A 17,045-nucleotide genomic window follows, 5' to 3' on the forward strand; every position below is an offset into this window, starting at 1 on the left:
CGGCGTCCGCTGTATACGGTACCGGCTTTACGGGAAGCTTTCTTATTTACTGAATGTCAGCTGTTTTTTCCATCTGCGGCTGATCAGCTTGAAATTTTGATACCATTTCCGCGCTTCCTGCTCCTCGAGGTCCCATTCAGCCCCCGCTGCAAGAAACAGCTCAACTGCATCCTTCCAGCTGCTCCATCCTGCAGCATCGCTGTGAAAAAGCAGATAACCATCCGGCCGTACGAGCATAGATTCACCCGGCCCAATTAATTGCCTGAATTCCCTGCTTAAATGCCTTTCACTCCAGCATAAAATATCATCAGGCTGCCCCATCGTCGGTGTCGGCGCGACTAACGCAGGCTGTACCATGCTGCCAAAATACGGCGCGGACTTACGAATCCACCTCTTAATAAACGCATATTCCTTATCAATCTGGCTTCCGCTTGTGCGCATCACAAATAAAAATTTTCCTTCCTGCAAATGCTCATATAACCTGGTTTTACGGTTCTCAAAATCCGTTAATGCTGCATCAGGCACCCTGTCTCCTGGATGCAGTACGCCTTCACGCCTGAGCTCTTCCTTCAACGGCGGTGCCGACGCCCGGTATCTCACAGACAAATGCGACAGTCGGCGGATAAAGGCCTCCGGGAGCTGTTCAATCATCTCCACCATTTTCAGCGTTCGGTTTCTTGCCTGCACAGCAATCGGCTTTTGCACAGTCAGGCTTCGAACCGTCCAATCCGTCGTCCGGTTAACTTTTCTTGCGACTGGAAGCCGTTCAGTCTCATATGACTTAAGTAGTGTTTCCGGGCAGGCCCTTGCACATACCATTCCAAGCTTCCAGCTTAAATTAATGCTGTCTTGGATGCCTAGATTCACACTCTGGCTTGTCATCGGGTGATGAGCATGTGCCGCTTCACCGACTAAAAACACGTCCCCTGCCCGAAACTCTTTTGCCTGATGAAACACAGCCTGCTTCGACTGCACCGTCACCGCCTTTTGCATTGACAACGGGCGGCCAGTGATTTTTTGATAGAGCCCCCGCAGAGAAGCTTCCGTATTTTTAAGGCGGGTGTCTGGATTGTCGCGGTCGATCATCATGATTCTTGCCTGGTGACCGGGAAGGTCTGCGGCAAACATAATTCCTTTTTTATTAAACATCATGGACGGAGCATTATTTGTCATCCGCTGCTCTGTATTAATATCTGCCATTATTAATTCAGAGCCGCCCTCCATTTTGCATTTAATGGAAGCAAGCTCTCTGACAACACTTTCAATCCCGTCGGCCCCGACGACATAATCAGCAATTATCCGCTCCTCCATATTATTTTTTTCGATTAACGCTTCTGTTTTTAAACCATTCTGCTTCAGCTGCGTAATGCGCGTGCCCCATTCCACAGATGTTTTCACTAACGCACGCTGCAGGACACGCTGTACATCACAGTTAGCGAGCGACAATACATATGGATACAAAGATTCTTCTTTCAAAAAATCGAAGGAGGGAGTAAAAATCTTTTTTCCTTCGTAATTGAATTCCAGTGAATGATAGGGTATGCCTATCTCCAGCAATGGCTTCGTCAGTTTAATGCTTTCTAGCATTTCCAGCGTCCGCGCATATAGAAGCAGTGCTTTTGGTTCGTGGGCAGGGGACTTTTTAGCTTCAAGCAGCCGGACATTTACATCATAGCGTTCCAAAGCCCGTGCCAGCACAAGTCCTTCGATGCTTGTACCGGCGATAATAATATTCGTATGACTCGTAACCATCTCTCCAGCCCCCATCCTCTTAAAGCTCTTTATGCACTGTAACCCGTTTTGGTTCATATCCGATTTTTTTATAGAAGGCTTCTGCTATATAATTCTGTGCCAAATAGTCCAGCTCAAGCCTATCTGCCCCGTAGTCCCGCGCAGCATATTCCGCCTCTTTCATTAAAAAAGCTCCAACGCCCTGGCCCTGGTGTTGATCCTTCACTACAATCTGGTAAATATAGCCGTAGTGAGAAGGTCGTTTAAAATCGCTGCCTTTTTCTTTACGAAGCTCAAGCCAGACGTACCCCAGCGGCTCTTCGTCTTCGACAGCGATAAAAAACATGTGGCAGTCGTCAGCGAGCTTTTTTTCAAAATATGATTGAGCCGACGGCTGATCATAAGGGAAGAAAAGTTCAGGATGAAGGTTTACGTGCCATTCGTGCAGTGACTGATTTAACTGGCTGAGCAGCACCGGGTCTTCTGTTCTTTTAATGTACATAACCACGCCCCCTATTCAATATCCTGCGCATTCTTTTTCCTTTGATACCTTCTTGTCTTACTTTTCCATATCCTTCTACGGCCATTAAAAAGATCCTCCGGACATGAGCAATCCAGGATTTTTACACATCTTCCGAACGAAGCTGTATAATCATGTTACCATTATTATACAAATTTTTGCGCGTAATTTCGTTGTTCACGATATTTTATGTTAAAGTATAAAAGGTTTATGCTTTTAACCTCGTCTAGTAATGGGAGGACACAACATGTTTTCAATGGTCGCAATTGACTTGGACGGCACTCTTTTAAACAGCGAAAACCAATTAGATGACAAAACGATACAAACACTTGAAACAGCGGCCGGAAATGGCCTTGATATCGTTATTGCTACAGGCAGAGCCCACTTTGACGTATGGAATATACTTAAAAACACTTCTCTTCACCCGTGGGTGATTTCTGCGAACGGGGCTGCTGTTCATTCTCCCGCCCGTGAGTTGTATATCTCTGTGCCACTTCCAAAGGAGACAGGGATGGAAGTACTTTCATGGCTGCATCAGCACGAATTCTATTATGAAGCGTTTACAGAAAAAGCAATCTACACTCCCCACAACAGCCGGGAGCTGCTTCAAATCGAGCAGGACCGTATTAAAAGCGCCAATCCTCATGCAGATACAGCTTCCATGCAGAAGGCAGCGGAACGGCAGTACAGCCAAACTGGATTTTCTTTTATTGAAAGCTATCTCGATCTGCATGATATGAACGTTTCCCTGTACAATATTTTGGCGGTCTCTTTCATCGAAGAAAAGCGCCAGACAGGCATTGACCACTTTAAAAACCGGGAAGATTTAACCCTCGTTACTTCAGGTGATCATAATTTTGAGGTTGAACATACGGGAGCTTCGAAGGGGCTTGCGCTTGAAAGACTTGCTACAGAGCTTGCTGTACCGTTAAAAGATACTGCCGCCATCGGAGACAATTACAATGATATCAGTATGCTAAAAACAGCCGGCTATGCCGTCGCTATCGGAAACGCTGTGGATGAAGTCAAAACCATTAGCGACCATATTGTTGGCACAAACGACGAGCACGGCGTTGCGGAAGCTATTACATACATGCTGAATTCTTAAACGATGCATTTTTTCATCTGTCTTTATCATACCACGTGCTGAAACATTTTCGTCTTTCTTTTCAAAATATAAACAGAGGCGCTGAAACTTCACTGCATAAGCCGGGTTCCGAAGAATTTCTTTGGATCCCGGCTTTTTTCATAAAAAAATCCCGTGCCTAAAAAGGCACGGGTGCAAGTTGTGAGTGGATGATGCATAAAATTAAAATTGGTGATTGCGCAAACGGTGGTACTGCTTACGCTTCTTCTTGTGGTACTTTATAGCCGAGTCCTTCAGCAATACGGCGTCCGTAATCCGGATCCGCTTTGTAGAAGATTTCCAATTGACGTTTAATAATTTCATCCTTACGGACTGGTTTCATATGGCCCACAAACGCATCAACGAGGCGCTGCTTTTCGTCCTCGCTCATCAAGCGGTAAAGGTCGCCTGCCTGCGTGTAGTGATCGTCATCAGGGTAAGGTGTGCTTGCAACCTTGCCTTCTACATCAAACGGGCTGATTTCTGCTGCCGCGTCTTCAGTAGGACCACCGTAGCTGTTCGGTTCATAGTTTTTCGAACCGCCGCCGTTGTCGTCTGTACGCATAAAGCCGTCGCGCTGATAGTTGTTTGTCCCGCTTACTGGTTTGTTAACCGGAATCTGTTCATGGTTGGCGCCTACGCGGTAACGGTGGGCGTCAGAGTAAGAGAACAGACGTCCCTGCAGCATTTTGTCCGGAGAAGCCTCGATGCCGGGTACAAAGTGTCCCGGTGAAAACGCAGCCTGCTCTACTTCTGCGAAGTAGTTTTCAGGGTTTTTGTTTAATGTCATACGGCCGACTTCAATACGTGGATAGTCTTCCTTCGACCAGATTTTAGTGACATCAAACGGATCCCATTTGTACGTAAGTGCTTCTTCGTAAGGCATGATCTGTACATACAGTGTCCAGGAAGGATAGTCTCCTTCTTCGATAGCATTAAACAGATCTTCCGTATGATAGTCCGGGTTTTCCCCAGCTATTTGATTTGCTGTTGGCTCGTCAAGGTTTTTAACGCCCTGATCACTAATAAAGTGGTATTTTACCCAGAATGCTTCTCCCTGGTCGTTAACCCACTTAAACGTGTGACTGCCGTAGCCATTCATGTGGCGCCACGTTGCCGGAATGCCACGGTCACCGTGCAGATACGTGATCTGGTGCAGCGACTCTGGAGAAAGGGACCAGAAGTCAAATGCCATATCCGGGTCTTTCAGGTGCGTCTGCGGGTCACGTTTTTGTGTGTGGATGAAATCCGGGAATTTAATAGCGTCACGAATAAAGAAGATTGGCGTATTGTTACCTACGAGATCGTAGTTGCCTTCTTCTGTATAGAATTTCACGGAGAAACCGCGCGGGTCACGTACTGTGTCCGCTGAACCGGATTCGCCCGCCACTGTGGAAAAGCGGATGAACATTGGTGTTTCTTTGCCTTTTTCGCTTAAGAAATCAGCTTTGGTATATTTAGAAATTTCATCGTTTGTCACTTCAAATACACCATGAGCACCGCCGCCTTTTGCGTGAACGACACGCTCAGGAATGCGCTCGCGGTTAAAGTGAGCAAGTTTTTCTAAAAGGTGTACGTCCTGAATAAGAGTGGGACCTCTGGTGCCTGCTGTCAACGAGTTCTGGTTATCTCCTACTGGAGCACCTGAACCGGTTGTTTGTACATTTTTACGATCAGCCATGCTTTCATCACCTCTTAATTATTTTCATATTCCATATGATAACATACCCCACATAAAAATCAATATTATTTTATAACAATTTTAATCTGGGAAATAGCTTTCCAAACCTTTCACACCTTAAAAACAGCTTAAAACCTTCAAAAATCATTATTCCTATCGACTCAATTGAATATCTGCCTCTTCAATTGAAAATCACAGCGGCTCTCCGGCGTTCTGAGTAAAAGAGTACGCCGATTCGTTTAGTAAACGTGCTCTTGCTCTTTTTATCGGCTTTATTTCAAAAATTCTCTGACTTCTTCTACGAATCGTTCATGCTCTTCAACGTTTATGCCGTGACCCGAATGTTCATATTCCACAAACCGGCACGAAGGAATCAGATCAGCTATTTCCCTCCCGTATTCCGGCGGATTCAGGCCGTCGTATTTTCCGCTGATCACAAGTGAGTCCGCTTCTACAAAAGGAAGCTGGTCCCGGAAGTCAAACCCCTTTAAAGCATCAGACGCTGCCTGCTCTTCTTCGGCATTCAGCTCGACAGCACGGTCTTCGATCTGCTTTGACCAATCCTGTACCTTGCCAATATCATGATAGATATACATCGAGGCTTTATTTAGTTTTTCACGGTGGGAAAGACCGCTCAGCTCGGCTTCATGCTCAGCAAACAAGCGCGCCGTGGAAGACGTTTTTCCATGTGCTTTCGGTGCTGTTAACACAAGTTTCGCCACTTTTTTTGGAGCTTCAACAGCTACACCCTGAGCTATATAGCTCCCCATTGAAACACCGATCAGGTGAGCTGACTCAATACTGAGCTCATCCATCATGTGCAGTACGTCCTGTATATGATCTTCCAATGTATATGCTTCAGGCTTATCCGACCTGCCGTGCCCTCTCATATCAAGTGCTATAACGCGAAATTGATCTTTCAACTGATCCATTTCACGTTCAAACATCGTGTGATCTCCAGTCAGTCCGTGCAGAAAAATAACAGGATATCCCTGGCCCGCTTCTTTATAATACAAAGTGACTTTGTCCGCACTGCTCATCGTCGACATCTCTTCCATCCCTTCTAAATATCACATTGGGAAAATTGTACCATAAGATATTTCCGGGGTGTTAGTTTGAACGTTGCTCTAGTCAATCCTCGCTTGTGAAATACCCCTCATTTAACGCTTCGTGCCACCAATGAGCAAAAATTTCTTCTGCAGCAGGGCTGCTGTTTTTCCATGTCTGTGCCCGGTTCTCCACGTCCTGCGGCCGGACACCGTTTTTTCTCCAGGAAGCTCCGTTGGTAAAAATATTCTGTCCCATAGCCTGCATCCGGTCAAGCGAACGGGCAAAGTCTGCCTCGGTACTCTTTTCCTTTTCAAATTCACGCCATCTTTCCATGTACCAACGCCCGAGCTCAGCCGGAAGCCTGCTTTTTATCTTTTCCGCTGCCTGCCATTCCCTTTCTTCCTGATCTTTTTTACCCTCTTCGTTATACGCAAACGTATCGCCGGCATATATTTCCACCAGGTCGTGTATCAACAGCATCTCCACTACTTTCGCAATGTCCATATCCGGATCAACCTCCCGGTACAAAAGCAGGGCATACATGCATAAATGCCAGCTGTGCTCTGCGTCGTTCTCCCGGTCGCCATCCTTCTTTAATGAAGCACGCTGAATGGATTTCATTTCGTCAAACAGTTCCAGTGTTTCTAAAATAGAAAATAGCCTGGCATTCACGGCCCAACCTCCTTATACAACCTGTTTTCTTTCTTCAAACTATTGTACACTAACATTAGATGGAAAAAAGATACATTAAGGAAAGCGGGGAATGATCATTATGAATCCCAGGCAGCTGTCAGCTTTGCTTACTGCACCTCGAAAAACGTACCGGCAATTAAGCGATCATCCAAAGCTTCACTCCACCGCCCTTTGGATCGTTATCATTGCCGGAATGTCTCAGGCCTTTGCACAAAACACCCGAGAAACGGCACCGCTTGAAACGGATTCCGCTTTTTTTACGTTTCTGGCAGCAACCGGTATTATCGCCGCGTTCCTTATATTTCAAATTGTCACTTTTTACTTGAATGGACTGATCCTAAAGCTCGTTATTTTGATATTCCAGGGCAGTATGAACGCCCGGGAATCCCGGACCATTTACGGACTCTCCCTTTTTCCGCAGGCTATCATTTTCCCCCTCATTTGTTTACTATACATCGGACAACTTGCGGGCAATGATGACACGGCTGCGATGCTTACAGCCATCGCCGGGGTTCTCACAGCCGCTGCTTCTATTTGGACTATTGTCACCCAGGTGAATTTAATTTCCGCCGCTGCCGGCTTCTCCGGCGGTAAAGCGTTCGGGGCATTTGTAGTGTTTGCCCTGTTACTGACGCTTCTCATTTTTATTATAGTTCTGCTTTTAGCTTTGATAGCTATTTTCTTCTTCGGCGTCTTCTCCAGTTAATCAACTGAAACAGCTGCGTTTTAAAATAGACGCAGCTGTTCGTAATTAACTGTTTTGTAAACCTTGCCACGACCTCCCGTTACTTCTCCCGGACCGTAAAATTCCGAAGCTGTAACTCCCAGAAGCCGGACAGGATCTCCACCGGAGACCCCTTCCTCGAGTAAAAGACGCAGAGCCTCGAGGAGCTCCGCACGATCATTGCTCGGGTGCTCGAGGGTGGACCGGCGGGTTATCTGCTGAAAATCAGCAAATTTTATTTTCAGCACAATACATTTGGCTCTTATGCCGTCTTTTTTCAGCCTGGCCAGCACCTGATCAAGCAGCTCTTCAATGACTGGAAGCATATCCTGCACAAGCAGAAGGTCCTGTGAAAGCGTCGTCTCTTTTCCGAGCGATTTCCGCTCCCTTTCCGGATTCACCGGACGTTCGTCGATCCCCCGGGCCTGACGGTAAAAAACATGGCCCTGCTTATGAAACAATTCCACGAGCCTTGCTTCACTCAGCTGCTGCAGGTCTTCCCCGGTTTCAATGCCGAGTGAATCAAATTTCCGTTTGGTCACCTTTCCCACTCCGCGAAAATCACCAATGGAAAGAGCCTTCACAAAAGCATCCGCCCGGTCCGGAGTAATAACTGTCAGGCCGTCCGGCTTATCATAATCCGAAGCCGTCTTTGCAAGAAATTTATTATATGAAACACCGGCAGAGGCAGTGAGACCGGTCTTTTGATAAATTCTTTTCCGTATCTCTTTAGCTGCGAGCGTAGCGGACGGGAGGTTCCAGTGGTTTTCTGTCACATCGAGATAAGCCTCATCCAGGGAAAGAGGCTCCACCAAATCTGTGCAGTCATGAAAGATGGCCATAATTTCACGCGAAACCTCCCTGTATTTCTCCATGTTCCCTTTAATAAAAATAGCTTCCGGGCACCTTCGGTAGGCTTCGTAGGAAGACATAGCGGAATGAATACCGTACGGCCTCGCTTCGTAGGAGCATGTAGCCACGACACCTCTTGACCAGGGAGAACCTCCGACTACTAGAGGCTTGTTCCGCAAATGGGGCTGGTCGCGCTGTTCAATGGCTGCAAAAAAAGCGTCCATATCAATATGAATAATCTTCCGGAGCTTTTGTTCCTCCTGCTTCATTTCCTACGCCCCCTTATACGCGCAGTTTTCTGTTCCTTCTATTATAGCGGACAATACCTCTTTTCACAAACGTACGTTCTTATTCAATAGTATTCTACGGCCTGGCCCTCTGTCCTCTCCATTGCGTTCTCCGGCACTTTGGTATACTATCATAATCGTATAAATACAAAGGCGCCGCGGTACACCCACACCCGATTGGAGGAATATATATGAATTATGAAGTTCAGATTTTTACCCAGCCAAACTGCTCCTCCTGTGCTAAAGTAAAAGGCTGGTTTCAGGAAAACCGTATTTCTTTTATTGAAAAAGATATCGTCAATGACCCACAGGCGAACCAGGAGTTCGGTGCATTAAACGAAAAATTCGTTCCCATTACTATTATTGTTACGGACGACAAAAGATATCAGGTCGTCGGTCCAAATCTGAAAAAAATAAAAACGCTTGTTACTACCGTCGGAATATCCGGCCAAAGCAATTAATGCTAACGGCATTCAGCACTGGTTTTAAGCCAGTGCTTTTTTATATTTATTGAACAAGATCCTTTAGGCCCCGCTGTTCAAATAAAGATGCTTGCGGTTATGCCTCCCGGGGTAAATACCTATAACAGCAGGAATTTGCAGCGAAGGGAGGAAGATTCGTGCCTACAGTGCTTTTTATCGTAACGATAATTATTGCCGGAATGGTTTTAGCTTCTATTGGGTTCTATTTCCTTCGTAAATTTTACGACAAATTATGAAGAAGGACCGTTCACCGCGTGAACCGTCCTTCTTTTGGCATTTCAATATTTTTGTTTTTCGCAGCCAGTTTCTCCAGAAACAATGCTTCATCTTTCGGTGCAATATGCTGATGACGATTTCCCTCCTGGTAAATCACCTTCAGTCTTTCCGGGGTTGCCCCCTTAATCCACCCGGGTGCCTCTTCCACCCGTTGAATAGAGTCATAAGGAATACGCAGCCGGATCAACAGAGAGGCGTGGACTGCCAGATGCTCTTCGTTTAATTCATATTTTGTGAAAAATACAATCTGAGTTACTAAAATGATAATGACCGCATCAATCACAGCCCTCAGAATAGTCCCCGGCCCTCCGTTATACATAAACAGCGCCTGAAAAACAGAATATCCCAGCAGCACAATGGCTATGACCGCAAATACGGACAGCAGTCTGCTTCCTTTCGCTCGAAACACCATTATCCGGTCTCCTCTAGTTTTTTTTATCAGAATCGTTTGGTTTCAGCCCGTACTTATAAACAATAGGCATAAGAACCATTAAAAGCATCGAATTCGTAAACAGCGGAAGAAAGATTTCGTGAGCTTCCATTACGACCCCGATAAATGAAACAATCAATACCGGCGCTGTTGCCACCAGTATGGTGATTAGTTCGCGTTTTGCACTCCACAGCTGTCTGCTGTCCGCTATTGATAAAATGAGCATCCAGTACACCATGAACGCAAGCGGCATCATGGCATCGATAAGAGGCTGATCCAGCACAAAAAAGAAGACCAGACGCACAGCCGATAGTATAGCTAAAATAACAATAATTAATTGACGAAATGACGACTCCAAGATGTATTCGCTCCCTATTCCCTGCTTTTTGCCGTTCTCGGCTTTACTGTAAACAACGCAAACCCCAGAACCATCCCTATTACATATTTCATCATGCTGTTCTTCCTTCCATTAAGGACGGAATTCCAGATAGACACCGTTTGGATCCTGCACAGTCTCTGTCTCTTCCGCTCCCTGAATAACTACTTTTTCAAGTTCGAAGGCACGCTTTTCCTCCCAGGCAGGCACTAGCGCTTCTGAACCCAGAACGGTCAGCCAGTCGTGTGAATCATAAGGCTCGGGACTGGTAATGAGGACAGACTGCACCTTCTCTTTTCCTCCAATAGGAAGCTCTTCCGCCCAATCAAGCTGAATCTTCGGACCGGTCGGCGGCTGTAGAAAGGTTCTTCTTTCTTTTTTGTTGATCCCCCATCCATGTTCCTTTGCACGCCGAAGAATACCGGCATGTTCTTCCCCATTTACACGATAGCCAAAGTAGCCGAACGTATCCATTCTTCCTGCGCCAAAGGTGACCCTCACCTGGCCGAGACTCATTTCTATCATCCGGAACGTTAACCCTTTATGACGGAAGTCATCCCACCCAACCGGCGGATCATACCGTTTAATACGATAATCTTCCAGGGCAAAGCGCCCTACTACTTCAAATCCATGACTGCTGTAAAAAGCTTCTGTTTCTTCTACCTCTGTTGTCCAAAAATGGTAATGGAATAGTTCCACATTGTTCACCTCTACTGCCCTTCTGCAGGCTGACTGCACTCGTGCCGAAAATAGCAATTGTGTTCTGCTTCTATGGCTGGTTTGATTTTTTGGGCGTCCCCTGATGGAAAACAAGCTCCCAGCTGGAGGCCGTCTTCCGCCATATGGAGCTGCGCAGCGAAGTCCCCAGCTCGCTCGTTACGGTATAGGTTGCCAGGTACAAATGCTCCGAAAGCGGTTTTGTTTTATAGTCAGCCACCGTTCTATGGACGGGGCGCTCCTCCTCTAAACCACAAATCACATCTTCCCGGGTAAAAATCCGGCCGGATGCTCCGATTTCCTGGAAATCCTCTGCCAGCAGCCGGCTCACTTCTACAGCCGACCGCCGGATACTTGGCTTTAGCAGGTCTTCCTCGAGCTGGCGTATGTCTTCCATCAGTCTTCACCCTTTTTATGTATGCGACCTGACCATACGTAAAAACCCGTATCTACATCAAATGATACGGGTTTTTCCACAGGTTTTTCAACTTTTATTGCTGATTCATAACGATTATTTTTATCCGCGGCTTGCATAAGCTGACAATACAGACGGAGCTTACGAATATTTGTTGACAATATCAATCACCAGGCGGGCTTCCTCAAGTGGAATTTGCCCAGGTGCAGAACTTTTTTTTCCGGAAGCAAATACCATCATAGAACCAAATGAATGACCAACCAGACGGGAAGCCAGCCCCTCAGACCCCATAGACATAGCAGCTGTACAGATATTCAGTCTGTCACTCCATTCAACAAGCATTCTTAAAAGATCCAATACATCTGATTTATGATTTGGCATAACTGCTATTTTTACAATGTCTGCCTCATGTCTTTCCGCCGCCTCGCCCCAACGATTCATTTCCAGGGAGGCAGGCGTTTTTGAAAAATCGTGATGGGATAGTAATAATTTCACTCCATGCTCACGGGTTATTTGACGAACGGCAGCTATAAGTCCGCTGCTCATTCTTCCCTCTACATCCACTATATCTGTACTTCCTGAACGTACTGCCCCAGAAATGATTTCCACCGTTTCTTTATCAGTTAATTCCCGATCAGCTCCACCCTCCTGAGCAGAACGAATAGTAAATAAAAGCACGCATTCCGGAGCTTGCTGCTTGAGCATCTGCAGCACCTGATTTACAGCTTTTTTATCTTTTAGGTCTTTAAAGTGATCCGCCCGCCATTCAATAGCGTCTGCCTGAGCAACGTTTATCGCTTTCAGTTCTGCCTCTAATGCTCCTGCCGTGGTCTCTGTTAGAGGGACACAGACCATTGGCTGCGAATTACTGTACGATTTATTTCCTATCTGAAGTGTTTGATATCTGTGACTTGTCATATGGTCCTCCGCTCAAATGATTAGTATTAAGTTTTCCCCAGTACTGTTAAATGTACAGATTGACTCTCTGTATGTAACTAATATGCTATCATACTCTTGCATGCCATCAACCGGAAATTGGGGGAACAGCAGTTGCGTTTATACATATATTCTTTATTAATCCTCTTCTACGTACTTTCACAATTTTTACAATTACCATATTTTTCTTTATTTATAGGTATCCTCGCAAATGTTGTTATATTCATTTCCCTTTTTTTTGCAAAAGGGCTGTTCTTTTATTCAGGCATTGCCTTCTACACGATCGGAACATTTTTATTTTTCCAGACGGGCGCATCCTGGCAGGATTACTTTACGTCATTTCAGACAATGCTCAGCATTCTCTCGTTCTTTTTTATGCTCCCCTTTCTCAATTCACTCATCCGGGTGGGCAAGTACGACTACGGACTTCGAAAATTCATGGAACAGGGCGCGGACACCATCACCCAGTTGTACAGAAGAAGTTTTTTTGTATGCCACGTGCTCGGGGTGTTTTTAAACATCGCCACGTTCGCTGTTCTGATGCGCACTCTGGACCGGACTTTCAGCTCGGTTCCACAAAAGATAAAGACGAAGTTTTATACACAGAATTTACTCAGAGCTTATGCTCTGTGCCTTGCCTGGAGCCCGCTCGAAATTATGGTCATTACAGCTTTAAATGTAACCGGGCAGAATTACATTTATGTTTTCCCGTTCATTATTACAATCATTATTATAGTAATTTTATTTGACATTCTGACTGCCTCTTTCAAGTACCCGAAACTGCGTCTGCAGCCTGCAGGCACCCAAACTCACCATTCAGATGCCGCAAGCAGAAAGATCAAACAGTTAATTGCTCTCTTATTGCTGCTTGTAACCTGTGTAAGCTTTGTCAATCAGTGGTCGGGCTTTGATTACTTATTCACTCTCGTTTTGTTTATTGCCCCTGTATCCTTTTTATGGGCGGCTTTTATTAAACGTCTGCGCAGATATGCATTATTTGTTTTTAATCAATGGAAAACAAGAACTAAAGGTATGGCTAATTTCTTTTTCATGTTTCTAAGCGCCGGTTTATTCGTCCAAATGCTTGCAGAAACTTCGTTATTTGATGTCCTCCAGCAGCTGTTCACCTCCATACATCAGCAGATTTTTATTTTTTACCTGCTGATCGGTGCTTATTTTCTTGTTTCCAGTATTATCGGTTTTCACCCGCTGGTGTCTGTTATTCTGCTTGCAGAAATCATTGCACCTTCGCTTGCGGATCTTCAGGCAATACCACTGGCCCTTGTTTTAATTGTCTGCAGCTTAAGCCCTGTCATGTTCAGCCCGTTTAATATATCTGTTTCAATTGTAGGTTACCACCTGAATATCAATCCGTACCGGCTCGGTTTGTGGAATCTGCCATTTGTCATTGGATATATGCTGTTTACGATGAGCTTCGCCTATATTCTGCAGCTTGTTATGTAGCACCGGTTTTTTACTTTTGCTGAAAACTATATTATAATCACGGTACATTTCGCTGACTACCTCATTTTATTAACGAAAGAGTGCAGACATATGACAATAAAAGAAAAATCTTTACGAGAAAAAAGCATAGTATTCATAGGCTTTATGGGAGTTGGCAAAACCACTGTCGGCAGACTTGTCGCTCAGAACCTATACAGATCCTTTATTGATATCGATGAACAAATTGAAAAAGAATTTCAATTGCCTGTACCAGAGGTGTTTAAATTGATCGGGGAGCCTGCGTTTAGGCAGAAAGAGAAAGAGCTTGTGAAAAAGTACGCCAATCAAAGCCTTAAGGTTATTTCTCTCGGTGGGGGAGCTTTCATGCAGGAGGAGATCCGGGACGTATGCTTAAACAACTGCACCGTTTTTTACCTGGACATGCCATGGGAAGCCTGGAAGGAACGAATACATCTGCTTATGGCAGACCGTCCTGTTCTTCACGGGCGTTCGCTCGAAGATATCGAAGAGTTGTTTTACAGCAGGCAGACAGCATACGCCAGCCACCATTCCAAAGTTACCATCGATAAAGATTCTCCAGAAGAAGTAGCTGATTATATTACTAATTCACTAAAAACGGCCTGGAAATTATACGAATAAAAAGCAAAGCTCCAACCAGGCTCAAACTGCCGGGTGGAGCTTTTTTGATTATTATTCATCTGCATCAATCGTATTATCACGCTGCAGCTTCCACTCTTTAAAGTCATCGAGGTCTTTTTGTACCTGCTTGAACACAAACGAAATAACCGCTGCGTCATCAATCAGACCGCCTGGGAGAAAGTCCGGAATCAAATCGATGGGAGAAACGAAATAGATCAGTCCTGCAATGATGGCTACAATCGATTTGTAGGGCGCATGCTGGTACTCTTTTTTCCACCAGGCACGAAGCATTTCAAGCATTAGCTGCAGCTCCTGCCACACGTTTTTCAGCGGACTCTGATTTTCGTCCGCTTTTTCTCTTGCCTGCCGTAGCAGTTTTTCCGTTTCTTTTGGGTCTTTCGCATATTTTTTCGCCCGCGGATTCAGGCGCTTTAATCGGTCCTTCAACGTTGATTCGTCAATGTTTTTCTTCTTTAAAAAGCTCCGCCGCTTTTTATCTTTTGCCATGTGCCCAGCTCCTTTATTAATTAATACAGCTATGTACTGCTTCTCCGGAGAAAAACAGACGCCCCCGGAAAAGCTTTCACGCAGGACAGGATCTGTTATTCCAGACGATCCCTGTCCCGCTGCTTGATTTCTTTTCGGTATTCTTCCATTTCTTCCTTCGACGGAAGTGTTCTTGCTTTCATGTTATATTCCATCCGAAGCTTCGGTGCGTTTTCGTCTTTTCCAAACGTGCGCTCTTCTGTACGCTGAACCTGCGACTTGTCCTGATTCTGCAGGTCCCGTACCAGCTGGCCGATGTCTTTAGACAGGTCACGGAAAATCACGTGCGTTCACCTCACTTTTCGGCTTTGTTTTTATTCTGTGCTGTAGCCTGCTGCTCTTCGCTTTCAGTCTGCTGCTTTTCTTCAAGCTGTTCCACCCGTTCAAGCAGCCGCTGATTTTCTTCTTCGAGCCCTTTTGCCTTGGACGAATAATGCGGGTCTGTTTCCCACCAGTCGATGCCCATTTCTTTTGCTTTATCTACCGAGGCAACGACCAGGCGGATTTTAATGGTCAGCAGTTCCACATCCGCAATATTTACTTTAATGTCTCCAGCAATGACGACACCTTTATCCAATACCGTCTCCAGAATGTCAACAAGGCCGCCGGACGGTCTCTCCATGTGATCGGGTGCTGATCGTTGTACAGGTTGTTCAGCCATAATATATTCCCTTCTTTCAAGCCTATTTTGAAGCTTACAGTAAGTTCCCTAAAGGTCCAAGATCAATGTTCAGATCTTCTGCTGTAAGGCCAAAGATTTCCTTCATTTCTTCCATTTTATCTTCCAGCTGCATGAGCGCTACACCAAGCTGCTCGACTTGTTCCTCTGTTAAATCTCCGCCTTCAACTCTGCGCATTGCCTGGCGTTCCACCAGCTCACGCAGCAGCTCCACCACCGTCATCACCAGCTGGGTGAGCCCTTCTTCTGCTTTGTCGGGATCCAGTGATATGCGTCCGGTCGGCTGCTGGGCTTGTGTTACTTGCGGGTTACTATTTTCCATCTGTGTTCGGCCTCCTTTATTCGACTTGGGAAGGTTCTGAAGAATTAGAAACAAATTCTTTCTGCGTCTTCAATTCCGACTGTCGCAGGGTTTCGACAGAAGCGATCAGTACGCGTAAATCCAAATAAACAAGATCTATCCCTGCAATGGATATCGTTACATCGCCCTGGAGTACGACCCCTTTATCTAGTACGGAGTCCAAGACATCGAGCAGGGAAACTTCCCGGTTTTTAAGAGTGTCCTGGGGCATTTTGCTCCCTCCTGTCTGTCAGGCCTGAGAAATGAAATGCCGGCCACGGGCCTGTACACTCTAAATCCATTCCGGTCTCTTCTGCTTCTTCTTTTGCCTGGCGTTGTTCAATTAATTGAATAAACGCCTCCCGGTCTTTCGAGTGGATCAGGTATACGGCGTTCCAAGCCATTTCTTTTTCCCGGTCTGTGACACGCTTTTCCCAATTCTTTTTTATTTCTGTGCCTTCGCTCCAGGCAGCTAACTCATCATGAAACGATTGGCAGTGCTTCTCAATCTGCTCGTCTGCCTGCGCTTCAATGAACTGGTCCATTTTCTTTTTCTCAAAAAAGCGCCGGCCAGCCGGCATCGCTTCAAGCTCTGCTTCTTTCGCCTGAATTTCCTCGCTGTTCTGCACGACGGCTTCAGTGAACAATTGCTGATCAGCGTAAGTTTTGACGTTCCATTCTTCTTTGCCTTCCAAATAAGAAAGCTGAGCCGTTACGCTCTCCTGGTATTTTTCAATCATTTCCGCAAGATTTGCTTCCTGCTCGAAAATCGTGCCGAATTTTAACGGGATCGTGGTATAGCGATCATGCAGCTGGTTCATCGTTTCATGATGGTGAAAGGCTTTAGCCTGCAGCCATTCCATTTTTTCTACATTCTTCTGCAGTTGTTCCTGGGAAAATTCTTCTTCCGGAACATGAGTAACTACTGCAGTGATACTGCCATGTTCAATAAAGCTGATATTATTGTCCGGCTCCATACCTTCCATCGGCTCCATAGGATCTTCCTCATATTCGCTGGTGGGAATCAAGGCATACAAATACAAAAGAGCCGGAGCGCCCGAGTTTGTCTGCACTGCCGGTT

At 45.7% G+C, this 17,045-nt stretch carries 22 protein-coding genes; 5 read left to right on the forward strand and 17 right to left on the reverse strand.

Translation table 11 applies throughout. From position 1 onward, the window contains the following. Positions 1-42: 42 nt before the first annotated feature. Positions 43-1,752 (reverse strand): FAD-dependent oxidoreductase, encoded by a 1,710-nt coding sequence (locus ACTRXG_RS01095; protein WP_474283685.1) that lies wholly within the window; start codon positions 1,750-1,752, stop codon positions 43-45. Positions 1,753-1,771: 19 nt separating this feature from the next. Then, on the reverse strand, positions 1,772-2,233 hold the full coding sequence (locus ACTRXG_RS01100; RefSeq protein ID WP_474260973.1) for a GNAT family N-acetyltransferase: 462 nt from the start codon (positions 2,231-2,233) through the stop codon (positions 1,772-1,774). A 265-nt stretch (positions 2,234-2,498) separates the two neighbouring features. Here ACTRXG_RS01100 and ACTRXG_RS01105 point away from each other — a divergent pair, with 265 nt between their 5' ends. Further along, positions 2,499-3,359 carry a Cof-type HAD-IIB family hydrolase gene (locus ACTRXG_RS01105; RefSeq protein WP_474260972.1) on the forward strand — a complete coding sequence of 287 codons (861 nt, stop codon included), beginning with the start codon at positions 2,499-2,501 and terminating at the stop codon, positions 3,357-3,359. A gap of 235 nt (positions 3,360-3,594) precedes the next feature. Here the strand turns inward: ACTRXG_RS01105 and ACTRXG_RS01110 are convergent, their stop codons facing one another. The 3 genes from ACTRXG_RS01110 to ACTRXG_RS01120 form a co-directional block, all read right to left on the reverse strand. Next, entirely contained in the window at positions 3,595-5,058 is a 1,464-nt protein-coding gene (locus ACTRXG_RS01110; protein WP_474283687.1) for a catalase, read from the reverse strand. A gap of 272 nt (positions 5,059-5,330) precedes the next feature. Continuing rightward, positions 5,331-6,107 carry an alpha/beta fold hydrolase gene (locus tag ACTRXG_RS01115; protein ID WP_474283690.1) on the reverse strand — a complete coding sequence of 259 codons (777 nt, stop codon included), beginning with the start codon at positions 6,105-6,107 and terminating at the stop codon, positions 5,331-5,333. Between the two features lie 82 nt (positions 6,108-6,189). Beyond that, positions 6,190-6,780, reverse strand: a complete 591-nt coding sequence (locus ACTRXG_RS01120; protein WP_474283692.1) for an HD domain-containing protein — start codon at positions 6,778-6,780, stop codon at positions 6,190-6,192. A 91-nt stretch (positions 6,781-6,871) separates the two neighbouring features. Here ACTRXG_RS01120 and ACTRXG_RS01125 point away from each other — a divergent pair, with 91 nt between their 5' ends. Then, the gene (locus tag ACTRXG_RS01125) at positions 6,872-7,507 is read left to right on the forward strand and encodes a YIP1 family protein (RefSeq protein ID WP_474283694.1); all 636 of its coding nucleotides are present in this window, start codon (positions 6,872-6,874) and stop codon (positions 7,505-7,507) included. Positions 7,508-7,527: 20 nt separating this feature from the next. Here ACTRXG_RS01125 and dinB read toward each other — a convergent pair whose 3' ends face one another. Further along, positions 7,528-8,646, reverse strand: a complete 1,119-nt coding sequence (gene dinB / locus ACTRXG_RS01130) for a DNA polymerase IV (protein ID WP_474283696.1) — start codon at positions 8,644-8,646, stop codon at positions 7,528-7,530. Positions 8,647-8,855: 209 nt separating this feature from the next. On the opposite strand from dinB, the gene ACTRXG_RS01135 reads away from it, so the two are divergent. Further along, positions 8,856-9,125: a glutaredoxin family protein gene (locus ACTRXG_RS01135; RefSeq protein ID WP_474260966.1), complete on the forward strand. Its 270-nt coding sequence runs from the start codon at positions 8,856-8,858 to the stop codon at positions 9,123-9,125. A gap of 268 nt (positions 9,126-9,393) precedes the next feature. Here the strand turns inward: ACTRXG_RS01135 and ACTRXG_RS01140 are convergent, their stop codons facing one another. The 5 genes from ACTRXG_RS01140 to aroD all read right to left on the reverse strand — a co-directional run bounded on the left by ACTRXG_RS01140 (position 9,394) and on the right by aroD (position 12,278). After that, complete coding sequence (locus ACTRXG_RS01140; protein WP_462867873.1) at positions 9,394-9,834, reverse strand: PH domain-containing protein; 441 nt, start codon at positions 9,832-9,834, stop codon at positions 9,394-9,396. A gap of 13 nt (positions 9,835-9,847) precedes the next feature. After that, complete coding sequence (locus ACTRXG_RS01145) at positions 9,848-10,210, reverse strand: hypothetical protein (RefSeq protein WP_474278255.1); 363 nt, start codon at positions 10,208-10,210, stop codon at positions 9,848-9,850. A gap of 111 nt (positions 10,211-10,321) precedes the next feature. Then, complete coding sequence (locus tag ACTRXG_RS01150; protein WP_474283698.1) at positions 10,322-10,936, reverse strand: hypothetical protein; 615 nt, start codon at positions 10,934-10,936, stop codon at positions 10,322-10,324. A gap of 61 nt (positions 10,937-10,997) precedes the next feature. After that, positions 10,998-11,342 carry a nuclear transport factor 2 family protein gene (locus ACTRXG_RS01155; RefSeq protein ID WP_474283700.1) on the reverse strand — a complete coding sequence of 115 codons (345 nt, stop codon included), beginning with the start codon at positions 11,340-11,342 and terminating at the stop codon, positions 10,998-11,000. A gap of 159 nt (positions 11,343-11,501) precedes the next feature. After that, on the reverse strand, positions 11,502-12,278 hold the full coding sequence (gene aroD, locus ACTRXG_RS01160) for a type I 3-dehydroquinate dehydratase (RefSeq protein ID WP_474283702.1): 777 nt from the start codon (positions 12,276-12,278) through the stop codon (positions 11,502-11,504). 456 nt (positions 12,279-12,734) lie between these two features. Between aroD and ACTRXG_RS01165 the strand changes: the two genes are divergently transcribed. Together ACTRXG_RS01165 and ACTRXG_RS01170 are read left to right on the forward strand one after the other, a co-directional pair. Beyond that, positions 12,735-13,760 carry a hypothetical protein gene (locus ACTRXG_RS01165; RefSeq protein WP_474283704.1) on the forward strand — a complete coding sequence of 342 codons (1,026 nt, stop codon included), beginning with the start codon at positions 12,735-12,737 and terminating at the stop codon, positions 13,758-13,760. A gap of 90 nt (positions 13,761-13,850) precedes the next feature. Further along, positions 13,851-14,399, forward strand: a complete 549-nt coding sequence (locus ACTRXG_RS01170; RefSeq protein ID WP_474283706.1) for a shikimate kinase — start codon at positions 13,851-13,853, stop codon at positions 14,397-14,399. 51 nt (positions 14,400-14,450) lie between these two features. Here ACTRXG_RS01170 and ACTRXG_RS01175 read toward each other — a convergent pair whose 3' ends face one another. The 6 genes from ACTRXG_RS01175 to ACTRXG_RS01200 form a co-directional block, all read right to left on the reverse strand. Further along, positions 14,451-14,906 carry a YkvA family protein gene (locus tag ACTRXG_RS01175; protein ID WP_462867864.1) on the reverse strand — a complete coding sequence of 152 codons (456 nt, stop codon included), beginning with the start codon at positions 14,904-14,906 and terminating at the stop codon, positions 14,451-14,453. A gap of 95 nt (positions 14,907-15,001) precedes the next feature. After that, positions 15,002-15,229, reverse strand: coding sequence for a hypothetical protein (locus ACTRXG_RS01180; protein ID WP_298784765.1), 228 nt, complete (start codon positions 15,227-15,229; stop codon positions 15,002-15,004). 11 nt (positions 15,230-15,240) lie between these two features. Continuing rightward, positions 15,241-15,567, reverse strand: coding sequence for a gas vesicle protein (locus tag ACTRXG_RS01185; RefSeq protein WP_474261139.1), 327 nt, complete (start codon positions 15,565-15,567; stop codon positions 15,241-15,243). A 73-nt stretch (positions 15,568-15,640) separates the two neighbouring features. After that, positions 15,641-15,946, reverse strand: coding sequence for a gas vesicle protein K (locus ACTRXG_RS01190; RefSeq protein WP_474260948.1), 306 nt, complete (start codon positions 15,944-15,946; stop codon positions 15,641-15,643). Positions 15,947-15,962: 16 nt separating this feature from the next. Beyond that, positions 15,963-16,196: a gas vesicle protein gene (locus ACTRXG_RS01195; protein WP_319630721.1), complete on the reverse strand. Its 234-nt coding sequence runs from the start codon at positions 16,194-16,196 to the stop codon at positions 15,963-15,965. Beyond that, positions 16,177-17,037 carry a GvpL/GvpF family gas vesicle protein gene (locus tag ACTRXG_RS01200; RefSeq protein WP_474260947.1) on the reverse strand — a complete coding sequence of 287 codons (861 nt, stop codon included), beginning with the start codon at positions 17,035-17,037 and terminating at the stop codon, positions 16,177-16,179. Before ACTRXG_RS01200 ends, ACTRXG_RS01195 begins: the two co-directional genes overlap by 20 nt. Positions 17,038-17,045: the final 8 nt, after the last annotated feature.

It is taken from the genome of Marinococcus sp. LNSP9103-4, from assembly GCF_056034345.1.